This window comes from Mucilaginibacter sp. P4_G9, from assembly GCF_056400985.1.
Genome location: NZ_JBFUKF010000209.1, coordinates 1 through 9,111 on the forward strand (window position 1 = coordinate 1; position 9,111 = coordinate 9,111).

The following is a 9,111-nucleotide window of genomic DNA, read 5'->3' on the forward strand; positions in this document are numbered from 1 at the left end:
CTTTTCCTGCAGCTGCCTTGAATATGCCTTTTTTTAATGTTTTGTTAATACTTATTTCATGTAATGCCCGCAACCTGCTGTAACCCGGATAAAAAAAAATGATACCAGAGGCAACGTATTTGTGAAAGAGACTGTAATATCTATAAACGATTAATTATTAAAACCACACAAATGAAATTTACCTCAAAATTAATAGCCGTTTCATTCATTGCTTCAGCTATATTTTTTACAACAAATTTAAAAGCGCAAACTACGGCCAAAAACCAATTTAATTTAGGTTTGGGCGCCGAAGTTGGTATACCTACAGGTGTTGCACGTTTAGGCTCAACTTTTACCTTAGGCGCTACCGGCCGTTTGCAATACGGTGTCAGCGACAATTTTGCCCTTACATTTACAACCGGCGGCTATCACTTTTTCCCTAAAATAAACCCGGCCACCAATAAAAGGTACGGCAGCTACGGGGAGATCCCGATTAAAATTGGCGTAAAGGAATTTTTTATGCCAAATATATATGTTGCTGCGGAAGGCGGACTTGCGTGGGAAAAATTAGAAGATGGCGAGGGCTGGGCGCCATTTCACAGGCGTGACCTGTCCGGAGGAGTAGGGTATGCCACCAAACACTGGGATATTGGTGTTAGGTATGAAGACTTTTATATGAAAGATTATCATACAGGTTTGGTTGGCCTGCGCTTAGCTTATGGTATTGGATTATAAAACAAATCCTTTTAAACTTAAAAGGGCAAATGATCATTGCATCATTTGCCCTTTTTTTATCGCTCATAAGCTTTTTTACAGGATTTCATCTAAGGTTAAGATCAGGCTTTGGTAACCGGTACAGTAAGGCTAATGGTAAGTTCATCGGGCGTACCACTGCGGGTGATGGTAAATTCTTTGGGTGCTATTTTAAAGCTGCCTTTAAAAACACCCTCATTGCCTTTTTCATCAAATGTGAAATGGATGGTGACAGGTTTTGTAACACCTTTCAGCTTCAGATTACCGGTAGCCTGGAAAGCACTGCCACTTTTAGTAACCGAGGTAGATACAAATGTAATGGTTGGATAAGTATCAGCATCTATCGCGGCCCTGGCGTGGCTGTTTTTTAGAAAAAAACCGGTTGCAAGGCTTTCAGCATCAATACTCGCAGAAATTTTTGATTGCTCGGGATTAGTTTTATCAAACTGAATATTGGCCTTTAGTGTTTCAAATATGCCGTGAATTTTACCACCCGAAAATTTCACTTCGTAGGGAGTTTTAACTTTGTAGGTAGTTAGCGTAATAGCAAATGCCGAAATGCTGATTATAAACAATGCAATCAGGGGGAAGGTGATCTTTTTCATAGAGATTTATTTTTTAATGTTATCGTTATAACCTCATTGTAATTAAGAGGTGTCTACATAAAATACGTTTGCCATATTCATGGGGTTGCCTTACCGGGTAAACTTATAGTATTTGGCTGTAATTAATCCCGAAATCCACTGGTTTGCTTTTATGGAAATCCGGGTGTGAAATGAGTTTTTTATCAGCTTGAAACGATTAATATCCAAACTGGGTAAGGTGATGGTGAAGGTGTTTATAAAACATATTGTTCCATTCGGTTTTACTTAAAGGTCCAAAAGAGTGTGACATCCGGCCATCGAATTCTTTTTCGCCCAGTTGTTGTGTTTTTTTGATGTAGGCTATCAGCCGGCCTTTTTCTGTTTCAAAATCTTTTTCGGTTGTGATGATAAATGCAGGGGCGGTAGGGCCATTATGTTTATAGGGTATTTCGCTTACTACTTTATTTTTTACAAGCAGTTTAAGTATAAGCTTCATAAATCCTTTGGGTTTGGGGTGCTTATCTTCGTAGGTCATCTCGTAGGATACGCAGCAATGCGCAAGCATTTGTGCTACAGTCATTTTGCCCCATTGCGGGCTGGTTGTTGGCTTGAGGTTATTAATTCTTTGAATAATACCATCAGCAACTGGTTTGGTGAAAATGTTAGGTAAGGCCATAGCGGTTATTTTTTACAAATTTATTGAATTAAAACGCTATGACGATCCCAAGATTCACTACAGGACAAAAGATTGTATTTTTTGGTTTATACCTGGGCATTAACCCGCTTCCCATATTTTTCCAGTATGCTTATGATCTCGGTAAGTTTCATGGGTTTGCTCATGTAATCGTCCATGCCTGCCTGCAGGCAGCTGTCTTTGTCTTCAACCATAGCATTGGCGGTCATGGCCACAATAATTGGCTGGCCGGTTAGTTGTTTCCTGATACAACGGGTAGCTTCCAGGCCATCCATTTCGGGCATTTGCATGTCCATCAGGATTATATCATACTTCTTTACCGCCACTGCGTCCAAAACCTGGAGGCCGTTTATGACAATATCTGGCTGATACCCCATTTTTTGAAGAATTTGTTTGGCTACTTTTTGATTGATCAAATTATCCTCGGCAATCAAAATGTTTAAAGGGTACCGGGTGGCCAGGTCCGCTGATAAATGCTCTTTTTTAAATTTATGTTCTGTGAGGCTGTTTTTATCGCTTTTTAACTGGTCGATAATATGTTTCAACAAAACACTATGCTTTGCGGGCTTTGTAAGTATTGCATTAAACAAGTTAGGCTCACGTTTGCTTTGCCTATCAACCGAACTAAGTAAAATAAGCGGCATCAACGGGTAAATGGCTTTTATTTTACGAGCCAGTTCGGCGCCATCCATTTGGGGCATATTCATATCGGTAATTACCAGTTCAACCTGCTTGTTAGCACATAAAATTGTTAAGGCCTCGGCGCCCGATTCGGCAATCAGGGGGATAAATTTCCAATGCCTTAGCTGGGTTTCCATGATGCTACGGTTGGTAGCGTTATCATCAACAACTAATATTTGTTTATTTTCCAGTCCCGCTACATTCAGGTTAACATGGGCTGGAGCGGTTTTTATACCAACCCTTGTTTTAATATTAAAACTAAAAGATGTGCCGGTACCTACCTCACTCGCTACCTTAATTTCGCCGCCCATTAAATAAATTAGTTTTTCGCTGATAACCAAACCAAGGCCGGTGCCGCCATATTTGCGGGTTGTGCTGGAGTCCACCTGTGAAAATGCTTTAAAAAGCCGTGATAGCTTATCCCCGGGAATGCCAATCCCTGTGTCGCGAACGGTGAACAACAAGTCGAGTTCACCATTGTTTAAAGCGTTTTGGTTTACACCAATAAATATCTCGCCCTCGTGGGTAAACTTTATGGCATTACCTACCAAATTTATTAAAATCTGCCGTAAGCGCATCGAATCGGCAATAATGTGCTCAGGTACGCCGGGTTCTATCTGGTAAATAAGATCGATATTAAGTTTTGATGCTTTTTCGGCAAAAAGATCAAGAACACTTTCCACGCAATCCCTTATATTAAAATCATGCTCCTCCAGCTCCATATTACCCGATTCGATCTTGGAAAAATCAAGAATATCATTGATAACCGTTAGTAGCGCATCGCCCGAGTGTTTAATGGTTTCGGTATACTCAGCCTGCTCTTCGGTAAGATCGGTATTGGCCAATAAAGTAGCCATACCTATAACCCCGTTCATCGGCGTGCGAATTTCATGGCTCATGGTGGCCAAAAATATGCTTTTGGCCATGTTGGCATTTTCGGCTTCCTCACGCGCTTTTTCTGCCGCTTCCCGCGATCTTCTTTCTTCAATAGTGAGCTGGGTAATATTTTCTGTACGTTCTTTCACCAACAGTTCAAGCTGTTCTTTTTGCCGCCTTATAGTGCGCATGCGGTATTTAAACAGGCTGTAAATAGCAGCCACAACAAATAAAATAACCAGCAACTCAAACCACCAGGTTAACCAAAACGGGGGCACAATGGTAATTTGCAGCGGAGTGGTTACCGGCGACCAAAAACCCTGGCTATTCCTGTATTTTAACCATACATGGTAGGTGCCCGGCGAAAGATTAGTATACAAGGCCGAATTATGGCTGCCTATATAATTCCACTCCTTATCAAAGCCATCTAAATAATAAGCATATTGTTTTCTGTCGGCCAATGCATAATCCAACGCGGCAAACTCAAAAGAAAAAACAGATTGTTTATAGGAGAGTGTAAGTTTCCGGGTATCAGCTATATCATTTTTTAAAGGTGAAGGGTCCAACGGGCCTGCGGCAATGGTGAGTGGTTTATTAAATAGCAAAAAGGACGTAATAACTAATGGTGCAAACCCAGGCTGTTTTAATACGTTTTTGGGAGTAAATTCATTAAACCCGTTAATACCGCCAAAATAGAGCTTCCCGTCATGCGCTTTTAGTGCCGAATGCGGTTTAAATTCATCGCCTTGCAGGCCATCCTCAACGGTGTAATTGTAAAAAATTTTATTTTCAGGATCTAACTTTGATAGCCCGCCATTACTGCTTATCCAGAGTTTGCCGGCATCGTCTTCTCTTATAGCATAAATAATGTCACTGGGCAAACCGTCCTTTTTTGTAAAAGTTGTGAAGTGATTTTTTACCGGATCAAAAAGATCAAGGCCAGATAATGTAGCCAGCCATAACCTGCCCTTGCTATCTTCCCAAATATCAGCAACCCCGTTATTACTGATGCTGTTTGTTTTTTCATCATGCAGAAACCGCTGAAAGGTCCCGGTTTTGCGATCAAGCAAGTCTAAACCACCGTCAGACGTTCCAATCCAGAGGTTGTTTTTGCTATCTTCAAACATTACGTAAACCCTGTCGCTGCTTAAACTTTTAGGGTCATTAGCATTAAACTTGTAATGGGTAAATATCTTTGTTTTTTCATCATAACCATCCAACCCATTAAAAGTACTTATCCAGGTCTTTTTATCGCGGGTATGTAAAAGGTAATAAATGTTGTTACCGCCAATTCCCTGCGGCTTTGCAGGGTCATACCTAAAATTGGTGAAAATATGGGTTTTAGGGTCAAATATGCTTAAGCCATCCCCCCAGGTACCAATCCATAGTTTACCTTCATCGTCGGGTTTTACAGTAAGCACATAGTTGCCTGTGATACCGTTTTTACCATCGGGTTGCTTTTTGTAACTGGTAAATGTGCTATTAACGGGGTCAAATTTGTTTAAACCACCACCATCAGTTCCTATCCATACTTTATGATCTTTGTCTTCGGCCAAATCAAGTACATAATTATTGGATAGGCTTTCCTGGTGGCTGTTGTGCCGGTACAAATTGAAGCTTGCAGTAGTTTTTTTTGATAGATTGATACCGCCGCCAAACATGCCAAGCCACATATTTCCCGAGCGGTCTTTACAAATAGCATATACCGAATTACCATTGATACTGTTATTATCAACTTCATCATGTTGATAGATCCTGAATTTATCCGATCCTCTATTTAAAACACATAAACCGCCATTTTCGGTGCCAACCCAAAGGTTTCCTTCCTCATCGTTATTTAAGCTGTAAACGGTATTGGTTGAAATACTACCTGGATCATTCTTGTCACGCTGAAAAGCCTTAAACGTTTTAGTAGTACGGTCAAACAAAAAAAGGCCGTCAACCTGTGTACCTAACCATAGCTTATGAAATTTATCCTCAAAAATGCAGACAACGGTTTTGCCCTGGGTTGTTTTTGTTACCGGGTTGTAGTACAGGAATTTTGAAAATGTATTGCTTTTACTGTCGTAAAGGTTTAATCCCCCATTCCCGGTTCCTACCCATAAACGGTGTTGAGCATCTTTATAAACGGTACGCACGTTATTGTCGGCAATGCTGCCGGCATCTTTATCTGAATGCTGATGATGCTCAAATGTATTATGTTTCAGGTCATAATGGTCAAGCCCGCCGTTTTGGGTGGCTATCCACAAGCTGCCATTATCAAAAAGTATCCGGTTAATAATGTTATTGCTGAGGCTTTTAGGGTTGTGCTCGTTATGTAAATACCTGGTAAAGCGGCCGGTGCTTCTTTGGTACATATTTAAGCCGTTTGTTGTAGCGAGCCACATATTGCCATTGTTGTCTTCGGCAATATCGGTTACTGTGTTGTGGCTTAAAGATGTGCTGTCTTTATCATTGTACCTGTAAGTTATAAAGCGGTAACCATCGTACCGGTTTAAACCATTGCGGGTTGCTATCCACATAAATCCCCGGCTATCCTGGAAAATGCGGTTGACATTGATCTGTGACAGGCCCTCGGAAGTCCCTATATGCAAAAACTTAAGGTTTTCGTTTTGCGCATACCCAAACGGAATTATAGTGCAAATTAAAAATAAGGTGCAAATAATTAGTTTACAGTAATAAAACAACCTGGGCATGGAACGTAGTTTAAAATACTGCCGGAACAGTAGAATTATAATGGATTGGTGCGTGATTATTATTAATTAGGTTCTTTAAGGATTAAACAGTTATTAGGCTCATTTAGTATTACCCATGATACAGAATTGTACTGTTTTTGACCCATTAACCCTTTTGTACAAAAAGTTAGTTAAATTTTTACCGACTTAGTCAATTGTTTGGTTTGTTGCAATTTAGGTGATTAATATATCCCGGAGATCCGGAATAATTTCCCACGGCATTACTATTGAAAACATGTTGTTATGATTTACTGAAAAGTAAACTTGTAATTAAACGTAATATATGAAAACAAATTTAAAAAAAGCCACACTACTCCTTACGGGAATTATGGTAGGCGGTAGATTATTCGCACAAACGCCTGATACTTCAGCTGCAGCAAAAGACTATGTTAAGCCATTTTCGGGTGGCGATCAGTTACGTACCTGGTCAATTGGTGTTAATGGCGGTTTATTAACCCCATTTACCATTTTTGGTAGTAACAACAGGCAGGATTTTAGCCATCCGCAGGAGCAAATAGGTTATGGCGCTTATATTAAAAAACAAATATTGCCCTCTTTTGGTCTGCAGGCCGATTTCCTGCGGGGTAAAGTTAAGGGTACCAGCGGCCAGCCTAATGCCCTGGGCGATGCTACTTACGCACAATACGAAACTAACATTAACTGGTCGGCAAGTTTAAGTGCCAATATTACATTGGCCAATATTAACTGGCGGCATGAAAAACCATTTATTCAGCCGTATTTAACAGTAGGTGCCGGAAACATGAATTATACACCTAAAATTACCCCGGCAGGTGGTCAGCAAACTAACTATAAAACTACGGGCAACGGCTCAATTAACGAGGTGTTTATTCCGGTAGGTCTTGGCTTAAAATTCGACCTTGCACCGGGTATAAATCTTGATTTAGGTTACCAGGTTAACTTTGTAAATTCCGATAATTTTGATGGCTACAAATATGGAACTACGAATGACAGGTTCTCGTATGCCCACATTGGTTTAGAGTTTGCTTTGGGTAGTAAAAAGAAACCGCAAATGGCAACCCATAACCCGGTATCATCTATGCGCACCGAGTACTTATGGGAAAATGAACAAACTAAAACTGCTTTGCAAAAGCAAATTGATGCAGAAAAAGCTAAAAACGACGAATTAAGAAATGACCTGAACACTACTAACGCAAACCTTGCTAAATTAACTACTGATAGCGACGGCGACGGCGTGGTTGATGTAAACGACAAATGCCCCAACACACCTGCCGGTACAAAGGTAGATGGTTCTGGCTGTCCGCTTGCAAAACCGGTTGTTTACGTTACCGAAGAAGATAAAAAAGTTGTTAAGGATGCAATTAAAAACCTTGAATTTGATTTGGGTAAAGCTACCATCCGTGCTCACTCATTGCCAAGCCTTGATAGGGTTGCCCAATTATTGGTTGATAAAAACTTCAGCCTGAAGTTAGCCGGACATACAGATAACACAGGATCAGACGAGTTGAACATGCGTTTATCAAAAGATCGTGCCGAATCAATCAAAGCTTACCTGGTAAGCAAAGGTGCAAATGCATCACGTATTGAAGCTACCGGTTATGGCGAAACACAGCCAATTGCCACCAACAAAACTGCTGTGGGCCGCCAGGCCAACCGCAGGGTTGAGTTTACTTTATATTAATAGCAAATTATCCTGCAAACGCAGGTTACTTTATGAGCCCTCCCCGGTTAAGCCGGGAGGGCTTTTTGCGTTTGGGATATAGTAATTGTGCAAAAAAATGTAAATTTGATATGGTAAAGCTAATAAATGGAAAAAGTGAAGCWAATATTTAACGAAGCCGAATTAGCCCTTTTAAAAGAAGGTTTAAAGCGAAGCTATAAAGAACGTTTTGAAATGGCTACCCGCTTGTTTAAGGTACAGCAAACCATGAATAAGGCTTCAATATCTCACAAATCATATATAAGTAAATAAATTGTGGATGTTTTTGATGAAGAGATATTAAATTGGCTCCATGATAGTAGCAGTACTGCTTTTTGAAGATTTTGAAACACTTGATGTGTTTGGTCCGGTTGAGCTGTTTGGCAGACTAAAAGCCCACTTCGACGTTGAATTTTATTCGCTAACGGGTGGGATGGTAAAAAACAGTCATGGTGTGGTCGTAGATAGCCAGAACATTAATAGCATTAAAAACGGCACAGATATTTTCCTTATCCCCGGCGGGTACGGAACAAGGAGGGAAGTTGATAATCCTTTATTCATTGAAACCATAAAACAAATTTCGCAGGGGAGTAATTTTGTGCTCACTGTTTGTACCGGCAGTGCCTTATTGGCAAAAACCGGGTTGTTGGATGGCAGGCAGGCCACCTCAAATAAAAGGGCTTTAAACTGGGCCATGGCCCAGGGACCAAACGTAAACTGGATAAAAAAGGCCCGCTGGACCACAGATGATAAATACTACACATCATCGGGTGTAAGCGCCGGGATGGATATGACGCTTGGATTTTTAGCCGATTTGAAAGGATTGGAATTTGCCCGTGACGTAGCCAATCAAATTGAATTTACCTGGCAGGAGGATAAGCACGAGGACCCCTTTTATAAAAATCTCCCTACCGTTTAGGTCCCTTGCATTTTATATCGACAAGTTACGCCAGTCTGTCAAAATAGAGCAATTGAATTCTTATCAGATTGATCCCGGTGGAACACCTGCACACCTGTTTTAAGCCATGATAATCCCCCATAAATCTTTTTTCATAAACTGCCGAAAATTATCAGAATCAACCTGGGCATTATTGGCGGGCTTATGGCAATAGCGCAGCATCAGGTTATAGC

At 40.7% G+C, this 9,111-nt stretch carries 7 protein-coding genes; 4 read left to right on the forward strand and 3 right to left on the reverse strand.

The features are described 5' to 3' along the window. Positions 1 to 171: 171 nt before the first annotated feature. Positions 172 to 714, forward strand: a complete 543-nt coding sequence (locus tag AC1DPZ_RS16955; protein WP_477405503.1) for a hypothetical protein — start codon at positions 172 to 174, stop codon at positions 712 to 714. 101 nt (positions 715 to 815) lie between these two features. Here the strand turns inward: AC1DPZ_RS16955 and AC1DPZ_RS16960 are convergent, their stop codons facing one another. The 3 genes from AC1DPZ_RS16960 to AC1DPZ_RS16970 form a co-directional block, all read right to left on the reverse strand. Next, positions 816 to 1,337, reverse strand: a complete 522-nt coding sequence (locus tag AC1DPZ_RS16960) for a YceI family protein (RefSeq protein ID WP_477405505.1) — start codon at positions 1,335 to 1,337, stop codon at positions 816 to 818. Positions 1,338 to 1,533: 196 nt separating this feature from the next. Further along, the gene (locus AC1DPZ_RS16965) at positions 1,534 to 1,992 is read right to left on the reverse strand and encodes a DUF1569 domain-containing protein (RefSeq protein WP_477405507.1); all 459 of its coding nucleotides are present in this window, start codon (positions 1,990 to 1,992) and stop codon (positions 1,534 to 1,536) included. A gap of 86 nt (positions 1,993 to 2,078) precedes the next feature. Beyond that, positions 2,079 to 6,161 (reverse strand): hybrid sensor histidine kinase/response regulator, encoded by a 4,083-nt coding sequence (locus tag AC1DPZ_RS16970; protein ID WP_477405509.1) that lies wholly within the window; start codon positions 6,159 to 6,161, stop codon positions 2,079 to 2,081. 424 nt (positions 6,162 to 6,585) lie between these two features. Here AC1DPZ_RS16970 and AC1DPZ_RS16975 point away from each other — a divergent pair, with 424 nt between their 5' ends. The 3 genes from AC1DPZ_RS16975 to AC1DPZ_RS16985 all read left to right on the forward strand — a co-directional run bounded on the left by AC1DPZ_RS16975 (position 6,586) and on the right by AC1DPZ_RS16985 (position 8,899). Continuing rightward, complete coding sequence (locus AC1DPZ_RS16975; RefSeq protein ID WP_477405511.1) at positions 6,586 to 7,962, forward strand: OmpA family protein; 1,377 nt, start codon at positions 6,586 to 6,588, stop codon at positions 7,960 to 7,962. Between the two features lie 126 nt (positions 7,963 to 8,088). Next, on the forward strand, positions 8,089 to 8,253 hold the full coding sequence (locus AC1DPZ_RS16980) for a hypothetical protein (protein ID WP_477405513.1): 165 nt from the start codon (positions 8,089 to 8,091) through the stop codon (positions 8,251 to 8,253). Between the two features lie 40 nt (positions 8,254 to 8,293). Further along, positions 8,294 to 8,899: a DJ-1/PfpI family protein gene (locus AC1DPZ_RS16985; protein WP_477405515.1), complete on the forward strand. Its 606-nt coding sequence runs from the start codon at positions 8,294 to 8,296 to the stop codon at positions 8,897 to 8,899. The last annotated feature ends 212 nt before the right edge of the window (positions 8,900 to 9,111 follow it).